A 17519-nucleotide genomic window follows, 5' to 3' on the forward strand; every position below is an offset into this window, starting at 1 on the left:
GAGCGACCGGCTAGAGGTGCTTCGGCGCCTCCGACAGCACGCCGTGCAGGATGTCGCCGATCTCGCGGATCTCGGCCGGGCCGATGGTCAGCGGCGGTGCGAGCTGCACGACGGGGTCGCCCCGGTCATCCGCCCGGCAGTACAGCCCCGCCTCGAACAGCGCACCGGACAGGTATCCGCGCAGCAACCGCTCGGACTCCGCGTCGTTGAAGGTCTCCTTGGTGGCCTTGTCCTTGACCAGCTCGATGCCGAAGAAGTACCCCTCGCCGCGCACATCGCCCACGATCGGCAGCTCGAGCAGCTTCTCCAGTTCCGCCCTGAACACCGGCGAGTTCTCCCGCACGTTCTCGTTGAGCTTCTCCTCCTCGAAGATGTCGAGGTTGGCCAGCGCCACCGCTGCGGAGACCGGATGTCCGCCGAAGGTATAGCCGTGATAGAACGCCGTGTCGCCGTGTTTGAACGGTTCGTAGATGCGGTCGCTGATGATCGTTGCGCCGATCGGCGAGTACCCGCTGGTCATGCCCTTGGCGCAGGTGATCATGTCGGGTTCGATGCCGAAGGTCGTCGAGGCGAACATGTTGCCGATCCGGCCGAACGCCGTGATGACCTCATCGGCCACCAGCAGCACATCGTAGGTGTCGCAGATCTCGCGTACCCGCTTGAAGTAGCCCGGCGGCGGTGGGAAACAGCCGCCGGAGTTCTGCACGGGCTCCAGGAACACCGCGGCCACGGTCTCCGGCCCCTCGAACTGGATCATCTCTTCGATACGGTTCGCCGCCCACAGGCCGAACGCTTCCACGTCGTCGCCGTGCCCCGAACCCATCTCATCGGCCCGGTAGAAGTTGGTGTTCGGCACCCTGAACCCGCCGGGGGTGACCGGCTCGAACATCTCCTTGAGCGCGGGGATACCCGTGATCGCCAGGGCACCCTGGGTGGTGCCGTGATAGGCGACCGAGCGGGAGATCACCTTGTGTTTGGTGGGCCGGCCCTGCAACTTCCAGTAGTACTTGGCCAGCTTGAACGCGGTTTCGACGGCCTCGCCACCGCCGGTGGAGAAGAACACCCGGTTGAGGTCGCCCGGGGCATGCTCGGCCAGCCTGTCGGCGAGCTCGATAGCGCTCGGGTGGGCGTATGACCAGAGCGGGAAGAACGCGAGTTCCTCGGCCTGCGTCGCGGCCGCCTGGGCGAGGCGTTTGCGGCCGTGACCGGCGTTCACCACGAACAACCCGCTCAGGCCGTCGATGTAGCGCTTGCCGGTGGAGTCCCAGATGTGGTGGCCCAGCCCCTTGGTGATGACGGGAACACCGGTGCCGGATTCCAGCACCGACTGGCGGGCGAAGTGCATCCAGAGGTGGTCCTTCGCCTTCTGCTGCAGGTCGGCGTTCTCGGCGTCGGTGTAGACGCGCGGGCCGGTAGTGGGTTCTGTGATGGTCATCGCGGTTACCGTGTTCCCCAGTTGTACAACTGTTTGTGAAGCTTGAGGTAGACGAAGGTCTCGGTCGAGGCGACCCCCTCAAGCGCGCGGATCTGTGAATTGAGCAGGGCGATCAGTTCGTCGTCGTTCTCGCAGACGACCTCGGCCAGGATGTCGAAGGAACCTGCGGTGAGCACGACGTAGTCGACGGCGGCGATCGCGGCGAGCTGATCGGCCAGGACCCGGGTGTCTCCGGTGGCGCGGATGCCGATCATGGCCTGCCGGTAGAAGCCCAGCTGCATGGGGTCGGTCACCGCGACGACCTGCATGACCCCGGCCTCGGTGAGTTTCTGCACGCGTTGGCGCACCGCGGCTTCGCTCAGACCGACAGCCTTGCCGATCTCGGCGTAGGACCGCCGGCCGTCCACCTGCAGCTGCTCGATGATCTTCTTGGACACATCGTCCAGTTGCGCGGGCCGACCCGCACTGCCGCGTCCATTGCTGCTCATCACCCGATTGTGACAGTCAAGGGGCTATGCGGCAAGTGAATCAGTCGTCAAACACGAGTTTCACAACGGATTCCGGGCGGCTAGGCTGACGCGCATGAGCGCGCTACGTAACTTCATCAACGGCGACCACGTCGAGTCCACCTCAGCGACCACCATCGACCTCATCGACCCTGCCACCGAGCAGAGCTACGGCACCAGCCCGGTATCGACCGCCGCCGACGTGGATTCGGCCTACCGGGCCGCCGCGGCCGCGTTCGAGGGCTGGGGCGAATCCACCCCCGCCGAACGCCAGCTGGCCCTGTTCCGCATCGCCGACGCCGTCGAGGCGCGCGCAGAGGAATTCGCCGACGCGGAATCCCGGGACACCGGCAAACCGCGCAGCACCCTCGTCGACGACGAGATCCTGGTGTCGGTGGACCAGATCCGGTTCTTCGCCGGCGCCGCCAGGGTGCTCGAGGGCAGAAGCGGCGGCGAGTATCTGAAGGACCACACCTCCTTCATCCGCCGGGAACCGATCGGCGTCGTCGGTCAGGTGACACCGTGGAATTACCCGCTGAACATGGCGGTGTGGAAGTTCGCCCCGGCGCTCGCCGCCGGCAACACCACGGTGCTCAAACCCTCCGACACCACCCCGAGCGCCACCCTGCTGCTGGCGGAAGTTGCGGCGGAGTTCCTGCCGCCGGGGGTGTTCAACGTGGTGATGGGGGACCGCAACACCGGAGCGGCGATGATCGACCACAAGACCCCGCAACTGGTCTCGATCACCGGATCGGTGCGCGCCGGCATGGAGGTGGCCACGGCCGCCGCCACCGACCTCAAACGGGTGCACCTGGAGCTCGGCGGCAAGGCGCCGGTCATCGTCTTCGACGACGCCGACATCGCGCAGGCCGTTGAGGGCATCAGCGCGGCAGGCTTCTTCAACGCCGGCCAGGACTGCACGGCCGCCACCCGGGTGCTCGTGCAGGCCGGCATCCACGACGAGTTCGTGGCGGCGCTCGCCGCCCACGCCGCCCAGAACGCCCGCACCGGGCCGCCGAGCGAGGCGGGCATCCTGTTCGGACCGGTGAACAACCGCAACCAGCTGGCCCAGGTGACCGGCTTCATCGACCGGTTGCCCGACCACGCCGTGGTCGAGCTCGGCGGCCACCGGCAGGGCAGCACCGGCTATTTCCACGAGGCCACCGTGGTGAGCGGGCTGCGGCAGACCGACGAGGCGGTGCAGCGGGAGATCTTCGGCCCGGTGATCACCGTGCAGAGCTTCACCGATGAAGCCCAGGCCCTGGCCTGGGCCAACGACGTGCAGTACGGGCTGGCCTCGTCGGTGTGGACGTCCAATCATGGGCGGGCCATGCGGATGGCCAAGCGGCTGGACTTCGGCTGCGTGTGGATCAACACCCACATTCCGATCGTCGCCGAGATGCCGCACGGCGGGTTCAAGCACTCCGGCTACGGCAAAGACCTGTCCATGTACGGCTTCGAGGACTACACCCGGATCAAGCACGTGATGAGCTACATCGGCTGAGTCGGCCGCCGTCGGGTTTAGCATCGAAGGAACGAGGGAGCCTGATGCAACTGGGACGGGTCGGCTGCGAGACCGCGCCGTTGGAGAGCGCCGAATGGACGTTCGTGGTGGGCCGCGGGTTCCTGGCCGTTGTGCCCGCCGGCACCGCCAGCCCTGTCGTGGCCGCCCTGCACGCCCTCGCCGCTGACACCGCCGTCACCCTCGAGGCGCTCGTGTCGCTGATCCCGCTGGGCGGTGCCGGAGAACCGGACGCGTTCGCGGTGATCGTGCCGGGCGTCCGCCGCGCTGGCGACGGGGCAAACGGAGACGACCCGACGCAGGACGGCATCCCCGTGCACGCCGTCGTGCGTGGAGCCATCGCCGTGGACGTCTTCTCGATAGGCGGATCCCGCCGGTTCACCGACCGCAACATCAGGCCCTGGCTGCTGGCGGAGTTCCAGTCCGTGACCGGGCTGGTGATCGGCTCACCGCTGGCCGCCGTCGCTCGGGCCGACCGGCTGGGTGCCGGGCGGATGCTGGGCACGGGCATCGACGCCGGTGACACCCTGTTCTGGTCGGTCGCCGGGGAACCGGACGGCACCGCTGACACGGTGCTTCGCCCCAGGCGGATCGTGGACGACACCGTCGTGCTTGACCGGCGGATGCGTGACCGTGTTGTCGTCGTGGCCGCCGGTGCACCGGCCGTCGAGCCGTCGGGCGAACCGGCCGACCCCTCCGCCGGCGAATCCGCCGCCGAATCTGCCGCCGACGAACCCGCCGACCGGCCGGGGCCCCACGGGTTCAGGTTGGCCACCGGCGAGGAGGTGCGGCTGGGCGCGGTGTACCGGATCGGGCGGAGCCCCCGGCCCCGGCGCATCCAGCCCGGTGAGCGGCTGGAACTGATCGTGGTGGACTCAGCGACAGCGCTCGTCTCGGCGAATCACCTCGAAATCCGGCAGGACGGCGACGCGGTCGTCGTCACCGACCTCGGTTCGACGAACGGCACACTGGTTCATTTTCCCCTCGGTCGCACCCAGCGGTTGCGCTTCGGAGCCTCGCTCACGGTGTTGCCCGGTACAACGGTGGACATCGGGGACGGTAACCTGATCGAGATACTGCCAGCGGACTGACCGTCGTTCGCTGCGTTGCCGCACGTTTGTATTCGGAAGGCACCACCCGTGACCCAGATAGGTCAAGGCTCACCCAGCCACACGATCGCGCTCCCCGCGGTGAAGAAATCCGTCACCCTGGCCTGGTCCGCGCTCACCGACGTTGGTCATCGCCGCGAAGTCAATGAAGACAGCCTGGTAACCCGATCACCCATTTTTGCGGTGGCCGACGGCATGGGCGGCCATTCCGCCGGCGATGTCGCCAGCAAGGCTGTGGTGACCCGACTCGCCGAACTGGGCGGCGACGCTGACACGACGGCAGAGGCCATCAACCGGGCCCTCGCCCTCGCCGTCGACGACATGAAGGCCGGCGAAGGCGTCACCGACCTGGGCACCGGCACCACCGTCACCGGCGTCGCCGTGGCCATCGTCTCGGATGCCCCGCAGTTCATCGCGTACAACATCGGCGACTCGCGGGTCTACCAGCTCAGCTCCGGAGTCCTGGAGCAGGTGACGGTCGACCATTCGGTGGTGCAGGAGCTCGTCGATGCCGGCCGGATCACCCGTGAGGAAGCGGATGTGCATCCGCACGGAAACGTGATCACCCGGGCCGTCGGATTCCACGAACCACCGGTGCCCGACTATCGCATCCTGCCGCTGACGGCGGGCCAGCGCATCCTGGTCTGTTCGGACGGGCTCACCAAGGAGCTCACCGCATACGGCATCCGGCATTTTCTGCTGTCGAACCCGAAGGCCGAGGACGCCGTCGCGGCCCTGGTGACCGCGGCGCTGGAGAACGGCGGCCGCGACAACGTGACCGCGATAGTCCTGGACGTGCTCAGCGTCGACGATCTCGACGGTAGTCATGACGAGGGTGTTCATGACGAGGGTGTTCGTGACGACGCGGCCGACGCCGCTGCCGGGGCCTGACGACCCGCAGCCGTACAATTGTGCAGGGTCGTCGATACCCGTGACGATGACCACATCCTGCGATCAGGCAGGGCAAGCAGGCAGGCAATCCGGTCGGTTCCTTCGACCGTTCGAGACGATTCACGGGAGGCGCCATGGCGGTAAGACTGCCGTCGACGCCCCCGGCCCTGCCGGGGTTCTCCTACTTGAGGCCGTTGGGTGCCGGTGGCTTCGCCGATGTGTTCCTGTACGAACAGAACCTGCCGCGGCGCCAGGTGGCCGTCAAGGTGCTCCTCGCCGAGGTGGTCAGCGACCCGGTCCGGCGTCTGTTCCAGGCCGAGGCGAACCTGATGGCTCAACTGTCGGCCCACCCGTCGGTGCTCACGGTGTTCCAGGCCGGGGTGTCCGCCGACGGCCGCCCGTACCTGGTGATGGAGTACTGCTCCAACGCCCTCGACCAGCGCTACCGGTCGGGCCGCCTGCCGGTGTCCGAACTGCTCCGGATCGGGGTGACCATCGCCAGCGCCGTGGAGACCGCCCATCGGGCCGGCGTGCTGCACCGGGACATCAAGCCGTCGAACATTCTGATCACCGCTTACGGGCATCCGGTGCTGTCCGACTTCGGCATTGCGGCCACCCTCGGTGAGGTGGAGGAGAGCGACCAGGTCGGACTCTCGATCCCGTGGTCGGCGCCCGAGGTGCTGTTCGACGAGAGCCCGGGCTCGGTGGCCGCCGAGGTCTGGTCACTCGGCGCGACGCTCTACACGCTGCTGGCCGGCCGGTCGCCGTTCGAACTACCCGGCGATCGCAACGGGCCCGCCCAGCTGATGGCCCGCATCCAGAAGACGGCCCTGCCGCCCATCGGCCGGCCCGACGTGCCCGAGCGCCTGGAGCTGGTGCTGGCCCGGGCCCTCTCCAAACGCCCCGAGCGGCGCCAGGCCAGTGCGCTCGAGCTGATCCGGGAGCTGCAGGCTGTGGAGGCCGAGCTCGGGCTCGCTCAGACTCCGCTCGAGCTCGCGACGGCCGAGTGGGAAGCCCAGGCCGCTGGGGACGCCGACGATCAGACCCGCATCACCGGCCTGGTCTCCGTGGACGCCCAGCCGGCCCGCCGCCAACGTCGGGAGCCGGGCGCCGTCCGCACCGCTGCTGCGTCGACCCGCGCCGAAGCACCCCGCGCCGACCGGCCACGCCCCGCCCAACGGCGGCGCACTCTCGCGGCCGTCATCGCCGGCGGCCTGCTGGTGGTCGGGCTCGGCGTCGTCGCCGGCGCCCTGCTGCTCGGCCCGGTGCTCTCCGGCGCTCCCGCGAGCCCGGGGGACTCCGCGCTGCCGCGGGTCAGCGATGTCACCGGCCGCGCGGGGGATGGCACCATTGTGTTCAGCTGGGCCGACCCTGGCCTGCGCGACAGTGACAGCTACGTGGTCAGTCTGCGGAGCGGCGAGAGCAGCATCCAGCGCGGCACCCAGTTCACGGTTCAGACCGACACCGCCCCGAGCGCTGCCCGGACGCCGGTCTGCGTCACAGTGAGCGTGAACCGCGACGGACGCACCGGCGCCGCCAGCACCGAGAAGTGCGTCGACCCGGCAACGGGAGCGCAATGATCCGCCGTTGGCTGGCCACGCACCGTTCCCTCGCCGCCTCGATCACCGGCGGAACCCTGGTCACCGCCCTGGTGGTCACCGTCGCGGTGGTCTCCGGCGGCTACACCGCGCAGAAAGTCGACCTGGGTGACGCCGCCGTGTGGGTGGCCAGCGAAACCCGGCAGCTGGTGGGCAGAGTCAACACCGAGATTGCCGAACTGAACACCGTGGTTCCCGTCGAATCCGACCGCACCTCCGTGGTGCAGCACGGCGGCACAGTGCTCGTGGTCGACGCCGGCAACGGCACCCTGGACATCCTCGACCCGGCCACCGCGACGGTCACCGACAGCGTGGCGCTGCCGCCGGATGCCCCCGAGGTGCGTCTGGCTGGCGACCTCGCCGCGATCTCGGCCGACGGCGACCTCTGGCGGGCGAACAGCGCCGACCTGGCGACCTTCGACAGCACCGCGGACCCCGCCCTCGCGCTGGGCACCGGGACCCTGTTCAGCCTCGATGCCGCCGGTGTCCTGTTCGCGTTCACCCCGGCCACGCAGACCCTCGTGCGGATCGACCCCGACCGCCCGGATGCCGTCGCCGAGACGACGACCGTGTCGGCCGGGGACCCCTCAGACGGCTACCAGCTCAGCCAGGTGAACGGCAGCTGGGCGCTGCTGAACACGACCACCGGCATCCTGCACCTACCCCAACGCACCGTCGACCTCACCGGCAGCCTCACTGACCTGCCCCGACTGCAGGAGCCGGCGACGGCCGGCGACAGGGTTCTGATCGCGCACCGCACCGGTCTGCTCAGCGTGCCGCTCGACGGTGGGGCTGCCACCGAACTCCTGGCCGACCAGTCTGTCGCCGGCAGCCCGGCCGCGCCCGCCCAGGACGGTCGATGTGCCTACGCGGCGTGGGCGGACGGCACCGCCTGGCAGGCCTGCGGCATCGGCTCGCCCGCTGGAACCACCGCAACCCTGGCCGGCCTCGCCGGCGACGCGCGCCTGGAATACCGGCAGAACGGCACCCGGCTGCTGCTCAACGACGCCCGCAACGGCGCCACCTGGAACGTGCAGCGGGACAACGAACTCATCGACAACTGGGACGACCTCATCGACCCGGTCTCCGACCAGCAGGAGGTGACCAGCGCCACCGACGACACCCCACCGGACTACGAAGACACCCAGGTGCCGCCGGTCGCGATCGACGACGCGTTCGGCGCCCGCCCCGGCCGCACGGCCACCTTGCCGGTGCTCCTGAACGACTACGACCCTAACGACGACGTGCTGGTCATCGACGGTGTGGAACCGCCGCCGGCCGATCAGGGCCGCATAGACCTGGTCGCCGGCAATCAGCAGCTGCAGCTCACCCTCACCCCGGAGGCGTCCGGCAGCCTCAGCTTCGACTACACGGTCAGTGACGGACGCGGCGGCACCGCCGACGCCACCGTCACTGTCACGGTACGCAGCCCGGACGAAAACTCCGCCCCCGCACAGGCCCGCCAGACCCGGGCCACCGTCGCGGCCGGCGGCAGCGTGGAGACCCAGGTGCTCGGCGACTGGATCGACCCGGACGGTGACCCGTTCTACCTCACCGCGGCCACCGCCGCGGCCCCGGATACCGCGACCTCGACGCCGGCCGGCGCCGTGCTGTTCACGGATGCCGGCGACGGCGGCGACGCCGCCCAGGTCGGCCTCGCCGTGTCCGACGGCAGCCTCACCGGCGCGGGGACCCTGGACGTGGCGGTACGTGCGGCCGGGACCGTGCCCATCGTCGCGGACGCGTTCGCCGTTCGCACCACGGCGGGCAGCGAGGTCACCGTCGCTCCGCTGGAGCACGCCCGCGGCGGCAACGGTCCGCTCCGCCTGGGCGCCGTGCCAGACAAGCCCGACGTCAGCATCACGGCGGACTTCGCCGGCGGGACCTTCAGGTTCACCAGCGACACCGTCGGCGTGCACTACCTCGACTACGCGGTGACCGATGGCGCGACCACCGTGACCGGGTTGATCCGGGTCGACGTCGACCCCGCCCCCGACAGCCCCGGCCGGCCCATCACGGTGCCGCACACCGCCTTCCTGCGCCCGCAACAGCCCACCGTCATCGACGTGCTCGCAACCGACATCGATCCGGCCGGGGGAGTGCTGCTGGTCACCGGAAGCTCCAACGTGCCCGCCGGCAGCGGATTGACCGTCGAGGTCCTCGACCAGCACCTCCTGAGGGTCACCCTGACCCGCCCGCTCGAGTCGGGCACGACGAGCTTCGACTACACGGTGAGCAACGGCCTGGCCTCGGCCACCGGCACCGTCACGGTGATCGAGATCCCCGCGGCGACCACCCGGCAGCCGCCCGTCGCGGCGGCCGATTCGGTGTCGGTCCGGGTCGGTGACACCATCGACATCCCGGTGCTCGCCAACGACGAACACCCCGACGGCGACCCCCTCACTCTCGATCCCGTGCTCTCGACCCCGCTGCCCGCCGAAGCCGGGCTGCTCTTCGCCTCCGGCCAGGTGCTGCGCTACCTCGCCCCGGCCAGCACCGGCAACTTCACCGCCGTGTACAGAGTGAGCGCCCCAGACGGGCAGTTCGCCAACGCCGAGGTGCGCATCTCGGTACGGGAGACCGACGCCGCCACCAACAACCCGCCGCTGCCGCCCACCGTCACCGCCAGGGTGCTGGCGGGTGACACCGTGCGCATCCAGATCCCGCGCACCGGGATCGACCCCGACGGTGACTCCGTGCAACTGCTCGGCCAGGAGACCAACCCCGAGAAGGGCACCGTCACCGCCGTTGACGCCGACTCGCTCAGCTACCGGGCCGGCGACTACTCAGCGGGCACCGACACCTTCAGCTACGCCGTCATCGACGCCCTCGGCGCCCGCGCCACAGGCACCGTGCGGGTGGGCATCAGCCCGCGCCCGGACGGGGCCCGCAACCCCGTCGCCGTGCCGGATGAGGTGACCGTGCGGCCCGGATCCCGGGTGTCGGTGCGGGTGCTCGGCAACGACTCCGACCCCGACGGCGGCGCACTGAGCATCACCGCGGTCGAGGCGACGGACGGTGCCGCGAGCGGGGCCGCCGGCACCGCCGTCGTCGACGGTGACCTCGTCGTGGTGCGCGCCCCGAACGTCAGCGGCCGGTACGGCTTCGTCTATCAGATCCAGAACGAGCGCGGCGGCACCGGCTCAGCCTTCCTCACCGTCGTCGTGACCCCGGACGCCCCCCGGGCCCACCCCGAGGCCGCCGACACCCGGTTGAGGCTCTCCGATGTGCTGGGCCGGGACACCGTCGACGTCGACGTGCTCGCCAGGGTGTTCTTCGCCGAAGGGTCGGCCAGGGACCTGTTGCTGGCCGTCCTGCCCGGCTACGACGGCGCGGCGACGGTCACCGACACCGCCCAGATCCGCGTGTCCGTCGCCAAGACCAGCCAGATCATCCCGTTCAGCGTCAGCCACCCCCAAGACCCCGAGATCATCGCCTACGCGTTCGTCTGGGTACCGGGAACCGACGACGCCCTCCCTCAGCTGCGGGCCGGGGCCGCCAAGCTCGTCGTGGCCAGCGAGGCCACCATCAACATCGACATCAACGACTACGTCGTCGCCGTCGGCGACAAGCCCGTGCAACTCACCGACCGCAACACCGTGCGTGCCACGCACGCCAACGGCGCCGAACTCGCAACGGGTGCCCACACCCTTGCGTTCACCAGCTCGGACCAGTACTTCGGGCCCGCCTCCATCTCCTTCGAGGTGACCGACGGCGCCAGCGCGACCGACCCCGCCGGACGCACCGCCACGATAGTGCTGCCGATCACCGTGACACCGCGGGAGAACCAGCCGCCCGCCTTCGACGGGGCGGGAATCGACTTCGAACCCGGCCAGAAGAAAGTCATCGACCTGGCCAAGCTCACCTCCTACCCCTACCCTGAGGACCGCGACGAACTCGCCTTCACGGTGCTCGACCCGCTGCCGACCGGCTTCGAGCAGACGCTGAACGGCAGCCTGCTCACCGTGACAGCGCTGGACGGTACCCCGAAGGGCAGCACCAGCGCGGTGACGATCGGGGTGCGCGACGACCTCAGCACCGGAAAGGCCGGGCGCGTCGAACTGAAGGTCGTGGCCTCCACCAGACCACTCGCGCTGCCGGCGACGGATGCGGCCATCGCGCCCCGCGGGCGCAGCACCGTCATCGACGTGCTCGCGAACGACGGCGCCACCAACCCGTTCCCCGCGGTCCCACTGCGGGTGCTCGCGGTACGCGGGCTGGATGCGGCCGCACTGCCCGCCGGGGTGACGATCACACCCAGCGCCGACAACAGCAGGCTCACCGTGCGGGTGTCCGCCGACGCGCAGCCCACCGACAGCACCCTGCAGTACCAGGTCGCTGACGCCACCAACGACCCCGACCGGTACACCTGGGGCACCGTGCGGGTATCGGTGCAGGACGTTCCCGACGCCGTCACCGGGCTGCGGGCCACGGGCTTCGCCGACGGACGCGTCACCGTGGTCTTCAACCCGGGCGCCGCCAACAACTCGCCCATCACCGGCTACCGGGTGACCACCGTCGACGCCGCCTCCGGCCGCACCCTCGGCAGCACAGTGTGCGCGGCCACCTCCTGCACCCTCGCCACACCCGGTAACGGGCAGGCCAATGCCGTGCGCGTCAGCGTCGCCGCGCAGAACGGCGTCGGCACAGCGACGGCAGTCACCCTCGCCGCCGCGGTCTGGTCCGACGTGATCCCGGCCGCACCCACCGGGCTCACCGCCGCGCCCGAAGACGGTGCCCTGCTGCTCGGCTGGGACGTCGTGGCGGCGACGGGCGGTGGCACCGCCATCCGCGGCTACCAGGTCAGTGTCGCCGGGGTCGCCCAACCCGAGGTGAGCGCCACCGGAGCTCGCTGTGCGGCCGCCCGCTGCACCCTGCGCGTGGACGGCCTGGCCAACGGGACCAGCGTTGGCTACACCGTCAGTGCCCGCAACGACGCCTACCCCGCCCTGTCGAGCTGGAACACCGCCGCCGCCACCGGAACGCCATACGGCGCGGCGGTCGCCGGCGGGATCACCGCGACGGCGACCGATGTCAGCGGCGCCGTCACCGTGACCTGGGACGGTTTCGCCGACCGCGGCGACGCCGTCGCGGGCTACTTCGTGCAGCGGATCAGCGGCGGCGCGCAGCCCACCGGCGCGCAGGCCTGCTCGGTGTCGAGCCCCGCGCCCGGCACCGTCACGGCCCCCCGCGCCGGCGGGGTGGTGCTCGACCAGAAGAGCGTGCCGGCCGGCGGGCGCAGCGCCGTGTTCGACGGCCTGCTCGCCGACGACGGCAGTTATTCGTTCGTGGTCTGGGGGTACAACCGGGCCGGTTGCGCGGCGACCGCCGTGGACACGGTCCTGGTGCGGCCCGCCCCCGGCGCGATCAGCCTGGTGCAGGGTGCGATGGAGCAGCAGGGTGATGCCTGGGACTACCACCTCACCGGGGTGACCCCGTCAGCCGGTGTCGACCACTACAACATCCGGGCCGGGGATGGCTCCGGCTCGGTCCAGCGCTTCGGCGGCAGCACCTGGCCGCGCGACCTGCTCGGCCTGCCGTTCGGCTCTGCCGTGGCCTTCCAACTGCAGGCCTGCACGGTGTGGGGTTCGTGTGGGCCGTGGTCGGGCACCACCACCGCGCCGGAGGCATCCGTCACCTTCACCATGACCGGACTGGCCTACGACGGCCCGGCCGGCCGGTTCTCCTGGACCGGCGCTCCGCAGAACGGCACCCTCGCGGCGACCTTCGCGTGCGCGGTCTCCGGATCGGCGTCGACTCCGGCCGACAGCGCCACCACCTGCACCCTGCCCGGCCCGCTGCCCGAATCCGGCACCGTCCTGCTCACCGTGACAGTGGACGGCCACACCTTCGACTACTCCCGCCCGATCCCGAAGAAAGCGATCACTCCATGACCCTGACCCCCGATCGTGTGAGCCCAGGCCAGCCGGGCGCCCGCCGCGACGCCGACCTGATGAGCATCGAGGAAGCCGGTCAGTTCGCGACCCTGTTCGACAGGCTGGTGCGCGGCGTCGAGGAGGTCGTGCTGGGCAAGCAGCACGTCATCAGGCTGGCGTTCACCGCCCTGTTCAGTGAGGGCCACCTGCTCCTGGAGGACGTTCCCGGCACCGGGAAGACCTCCCTGGCCCGCGCCATCGCGCAGAGCGTGCGCGGCACCAGCAACCGGGTGCAGTTCACTCCCGACCTGCTGCCGGGCGACATCACCGGCGTGAGCATCTTCGACCAGCGCACGGCCACCTTCGAATTCCACCGCGGACCGGTGTTCGCCAACATCGTGCTGGCCGACGAGATCAACCGGGCCAGCCCCAAGACCCAGGCCGCATTGCTCGAGGTGATGGAGGAGGGCCAGGTCACCGTTGACGGTGTCACCCACAGGGTGGCGGGCCCGTTCATGGTGATCGCGACCCAGAACCCGATCGAGCAGGCCGGCACCTACAGGCTGCCGGAGGCCCAGCTGGACAGGTTCCTGATGAAGACCTCGATCGGCTACCCCGACCACGCCGCCACCGTGCGCATTCTGGAAGGCGCCGGCCGGCGCGCCCATGACGGTCGCCTGGCACCGGTGCTCTCGGCCGAGTCCGTCGTCGAAGTGGCGGCGCTGGCCCGCACGGTGTTCGTCGACGCGACCATCAACGACTACGTCGCCCGACTCGTCGACGCCACCCGTTCCAGCCCGGAGGTACGCCTGGGCGCCAGTGTGCGGGGCGCCCTCGCGCTCATCCGCACCGCCAAGACCTACGCGGCCTCCCAGGGCCGCCACTACGTGACCCCCGACGATGTGAAGGCGCTCGCCGAACCCGTGCTCGCGCACCGGCTGCTGCTGGACGCCGAGGCTGAATTCGACGGGGTCAGCGCCTCGAGTGTGATCGGCCGGATTTTGGTCGAAACGCCGCCGCCGCGCAGCGGGGAGGACCAGAGGCCGGATGTCCTCTAGACGAACCCGGCTGCTCCAAGCCGTCACTCCGCTCGGCTGGGGCGTCGCCGGATGCGCGGCGGCACTTCTCGGCGCCGGCTACGGCCTGGGCTGGGCCGAACTCACCGCGATCGGCTGGGCGGCAGCCGTCCTCGTGGTCGGCGCGCTCGCGCACCTGCTCGGCCAGAGCGGCCACCACATCGCGCTGACCCTGCCCGTCGACAGGGTCGTCGCGGGGGAGCGGGTGCCCGGAGCAGTCGACGTGCACAACCCGACCGGCCGGCGTCTGGCCGCCGTGACCGTGCAGGTGCCGGTGGGCGCCGGGGTGGCCGAATTCCCGATGCCGTCCCTGGCCGCCAGAGCCGGCATCAACGAGGTGTTCGTGGTTCCTGCCGAACGCCGGGGCATCATCCCGATCGGGCCCGTGCACACAGTGCGGGCCGATCCGGTGGGGCTGGTGCGGCTGGAGACGGTGCTCGCCCAGCGGATCGACCTCTACGTGCACCCGCGCACCATCGCCATCCCCAGCATGAGCCAGGGCTTCGTGCGCGACCTCGAGGGTCAGCCCACCCGCGACCTCACCGCCAGCGACGTGGCGTTCCACGCGCTGCGCGAGTATCAGAGCGGCGACGAGCGGCGCAGCATCCACTGGAAGAGCACCGCCAAGACCGGCCGGCTCATGGTGCGCCAATACGAGCAGACCCGCCGCAGCCACCTGCTCGTGGCCCTGAGCCTGGCAACGGGCGACTTCGCCGACGACGAGGAATTCGAGCTCGCCGTCAGCGCGGCCGGCTCACTGGGAATCCGGGCGATCCGTGATGCCCGCACGGTATCGGTGCTGGCCAGCTCGCGCCAACTCAGCACGCTCACCCCCACCCGGCTGCTCGATGACCTGAGCGGCGTCGACCTGACGCCAGACGCCGACGGCGTCCGCGCACTGTCCAGGCGGGCCGCCGCCGCGGTCGACGGGCTGTCGGTGGCGTTCCTGCTCTGCGGATCTGCGACACCGTTGGCCGCACTGCGCGCCTCCGCGGCGGGATTCCCGCTCGGAGTCGAAGTGGTCGCCGTCGTCTGCGAGCCGGGGGCCCGCCCGGGCCTCCGCCGGGCCGGCGGACTGAGCCTGCTCACCATCGGCTTCCTCGACGACCTGCAGCACAGCCTGGCCCGGGGGGCCGCCGCATGAGCGGGCGCTTCGTCATCGGCAACACCGTGGCCCTGTTGGCGGCCACCGGTGTGGCCGCCGCCGCCCTGTGGCCGATCTACCAGACCGGCGCCTTCGTGCTGCTCGTCGCCGTCGCCGCGGTGCTCGGCTGCGGCATCGCCATCATCGGCACCGTGTTCCGCTGGCCGGCCTGGCTGGTCGGCCTCACAACCATCGGCGGCTATCTCCTCGTCGGGGTTCCGCTGGCCGTGCCCGGCCGGGCCCTCTACGGGGTGCTGCCGAGCCTCGCCGGGCTCGCCGAGCTGGTGCAGGCCACGGCGCTCGCCTGGAAACAGCTCGTGACCATCGTGCTGCCGGTCGGGTCGTACCAGGCCCTGCTGGTGCCCGCGCTGATCCTCGTGCTCCTGAGCACCGTCACCGGGCTCTCGGTGGCCCTCCGCAGCCGGGCCGCGGAACCGGCCCTGCTGGCGCCGGTGCTGCTGTTCGTGGCCGGCATCGCCCTCGGCCCCAGCCAGGCCACGGCGCCCACCCTGTTGGGCCTCGCACTGTTCGCCGTGCTGGTGCTCTGGCTGCTCTGGCTGAACCTGGAACGCCGCCGGGGACGCCTGCTCGTGTCGGCGACCGCGGCACGGCTGCCGGCGGCCGACCGGCGGATGGGCGCGGCCCGGTCCGTGGTCGTCGCGGCCCTTGGGCTGACGGTGGCGGTCCTGGCCGGCACCGTCGCCGCCGTCGCCCTGCCGCCCACCACGGCCAGGGACGTGCTGCGCACCCGGGTGGTGGCGCCGTTCGACGCCCGCGCCTACCCGAGTCCGCTGTCCGCGTTCCGCAACTACCAGCAACCGGACCTCGCCGACACCGTGCTCTTCGAGGTCGAGGGGCTCCCGGCCGGCGGGCGCATCCGGCTGGCGACTCTCGACGACTACGACGGGGTGGTGTACTCGGTGGGCAGCGCGGCTGCGGCGGGGCCGGACTCCGGCACCTTCACCAGGCTGCCCTACCGGCTCGACCAGAGTGCCGTGCGCGGCGACGAGGTCTCCCTGTCCGTGTTGATCCGGGAGTACGACGGCGTCTGGGTGCCCGGCGTCGGAGCGCTGGAACAGATCGAGTTCACCGGCGCCACCGCGGCCGCCCGCCAGGAGTCGTTCGTGTACAACGACCTCGGTGGCACCGCCGCGGTGGTCACCGGCCTGGAGGAGGGCGACAGCTACACCAGCACCGCCGTGGTGCCCACTCTCGTCGGTGACCTGGCCGATGCCCGGCCCGGCTCCGCGGTCCTCCCGCCCGCCGCGGTGCTGCCCGACGGCCTCGAAGACACCCTGGCCGGTGTCCTGCGGCCGGGCGACACGCCGGGCCAGAGCCTGCAGGCCGTGCTCGACTTCCTGGCCACGACCGGATACGTCAGCCACGGCACCGCCGGGGAACCCGTCAGCCGGTCCGGGCACGGCGTTGACCGCATCGACGAGCTGCTGCAGGATCAGCCGATGCTCGGCGATGCCGAGCAGTACGCCGTCACGGCGGCTCTGATGGCCCGGCAGATCGGCTTTCCGGCGCGGGTGGTGGTGGGCTTCGTGCCCGCCGCGGAGGGCGCTACCGCCTCGGTGACCGGCGCAGACGCCTCGGCGTGGATCGAGGTGCAGACCCAGGCGGACGGTTGGGTGGCGTTGGATCCCAACCCGCCCGTCCGGGAGATCCCGGCACGCCAACCCGACGACCCCGCTCCCATCTCCCGCCCACAGACCGTGCTGCCCCCGCCGGTGCCGGAGACCGCCGAACAACCCGAGCCCAGCCAGCCGGAAAGCCAGACCACCGACCCGCCCGCAGCTGCCGACCCGTTCTGGGCCGTGGTCAAGCTGATCGTGAGCATAGCGGCCTGGTCCCTGCTCGGGATCGGCCTTCTCGCCGCACCGTTGCTCGGCATCGTTGTCGCCAAATGGCGGCGTCGCCGACGGCGCCGTCTGGCCCCCCGGCCGATCGACCGCATCGTGGGGGGCTGGCGGGACTATGCCGACAGCGTGACCGATCACGGCCTGCCCGTGCCGCCCCTGGCGACCCGCACCGAGCTGGCCCGATCCGTCGGCGGAGTGCGTGCGCTCTGGCTGGCCGGGGAGGTGGACCGGGCCGTCTTCGCTCCCGACGGGGCGACGGAGATCGACCCTGACGGCATCTGGGTGTCGGTGCGGGAACTGCAGAACGGCCTGCGGGCCGGACTCAACCGCCGGGACCGCCTGCGCGCTGTCATCTCGGTGCGGTCATTCGGTCGCTACGCTAAGAGAACTGCCGGGCGGGATGGCCGGCGCAGGCGCAGGCTGTGGGGAGCTCGCGAGAGCACGAAGGGACCGGGTCAGTGAACTGCCAAATTTGCGGGGCGCACCTGCCACAAGGC

At 70.8% G+C, this 17519-nt stretch carries 10 protein-coding genes; 8 read left to right on the forward strand and 2 right to left on the reverse strand.

What is annotated here, in order from left to right; all coding sequences use genetic code 11:
* Positions 1-10: 10 nt before the first annotated feature.
* Together RCH12_RS11530 and RCH12_RS11535 are read right to left on the reverse strand one after the other, a co-directional pair.
* Positions 11-1435, reverse strand: coding sequence for an aspartate aminotransferase family protein (locus RCH12_RS11530; protein ID WP_327016942.1), 1425 nt, complete (start codon positions 1433-1435; stop codon positions 11-13).
* A 5-nt stretch (positions 1436-1440) separates the two neighbouring features.
* Positions 1441-1923, reverse strand: coding sequence for an Lrp/AsnC family transcriptional regulator (locus RCH12_RS11535; RefSeq protein WP_088455464.1), 483 nt, complete (start codon positions 1921-1923; stop codon positions 1441-1443).
* A gap of 94 nt (positions 1924-2017) precedes the next feature.
* Here RCH12_RS11535 and RCH12_RS11540 point away from each other — a divergent pair, with 94 nt between their 5' ends.
* The 8 genes from RCH12_RS11540 (at position 2018) to RCH12_RS11575 (ending at position 17484) form a co-directional block, all read left to right on the forward strand.
* Entirely contained in the window at positions 2018-3445 is a 1428-nt protein-coding gene (locus tag RCH12_RS11540) for a gamma-aminobutyraldehyde dehydrogenase (protein ID WP_327016943.1), read from the forward strand.
* Positions 3446-3489: 44 nt separating this feature from the next.
* A complete protein-coding gene (locus tag RCH12_RS11545; RefSeq protein WP_327016944.1) occupies positions 3490-4554 on the forward strand; it encodes an FHA domain-containing protein in 1065 nt (354 codons plus the stop codon).
* A 48-nt stretch (positions 4555-4602) separates the two neighbouring features.
* Complete coding sequence (locus RCH12_RS11550; protein ID WP_327016945.1) at positions 4603-5463, forward strand: PP2C family protein-serine/threonine phosphatase; 861 nt, start codon at positions 4603-4605, stop codon at positions 5461-5463.
* 134 nt (positions 5464-5597) lie between these two features.
* Positions 5598-7043: a serine/threonine-protein kinase gene (locus RCH12_RS11555; RefSeq protein WP_327016946.1), complete on the forward strand. Its 1446-nt coding sequence runs from the start codon at positions 5598-5600 to the stop codon at positions 7041-7043.
* Entirely contained in the window at positions 7040-12955 is a 5916-nt protein-coding gene (locus tag RCH12_RS11560; RefSeq protein WP_327016947.1) for an Ig-like domain-containing protein, read from the forward strand. The genes RCH12_RS11555 and RCH12_RS11560 overlap by 4 nt, the downstream gene beginning before the upstream one ends.
* Positions 12956-13014: 59 nt before the next feature.
* The gene (locus RCH12_RS11565) at positions 13015-13995 is read left to right on the forward strand and encodes an AAA family ATPase (RefSeq protein ID WP_103431047.1); all 981 of its coding nucleotides are present in this window, start codon (positions 13015-13017) and stop codon (positions 13993-13995) included.
* Complete coding sequence (locus tag RCH12_RS11570) at positions 13985-15157, forward strand: DUF58 domain-containing protein (RefSeq protein WP_327016948.1); 1173 nt, start codon at positions 13985-13987, stop codon at positions 15155-15157. The genes RCH12_RS11565 and RCH12_RS11570 overlap by 11 nt, the downstream gene beginning before the upstream one ends.
* Positions 15154-17484 carry a DUF3488 and transglutaminase-like domain-containing protein gene (locus RCH12_RS11575; RefSeq protein WP_327016949.1) on the forward strand — a complete coding sequence of 777 codons (2331 nt, stop codon included), beginning with the start codon at positions 15154-15156 and terminating at the stop codon, positions 17482-17484. The genes RCH12_RS11570 and RCH12_RS11575 overlap by 4 nt, the downstream gene beginning before the upstream one ends.
* Positions 17485-17519 lie beyond the last annotated feature (35 nt).

The sequence above is a fragment of the Cryobacterium sp. MP_3.1 genome, assembly GCF_035984795.1.
Taxonomy (GTDB): Bacteria; Actinomycetota; Actinomycetes; order Actinomycetales; family Microbacteriaceae; genus Cryobacterium; species Cryobacterium zongtaii.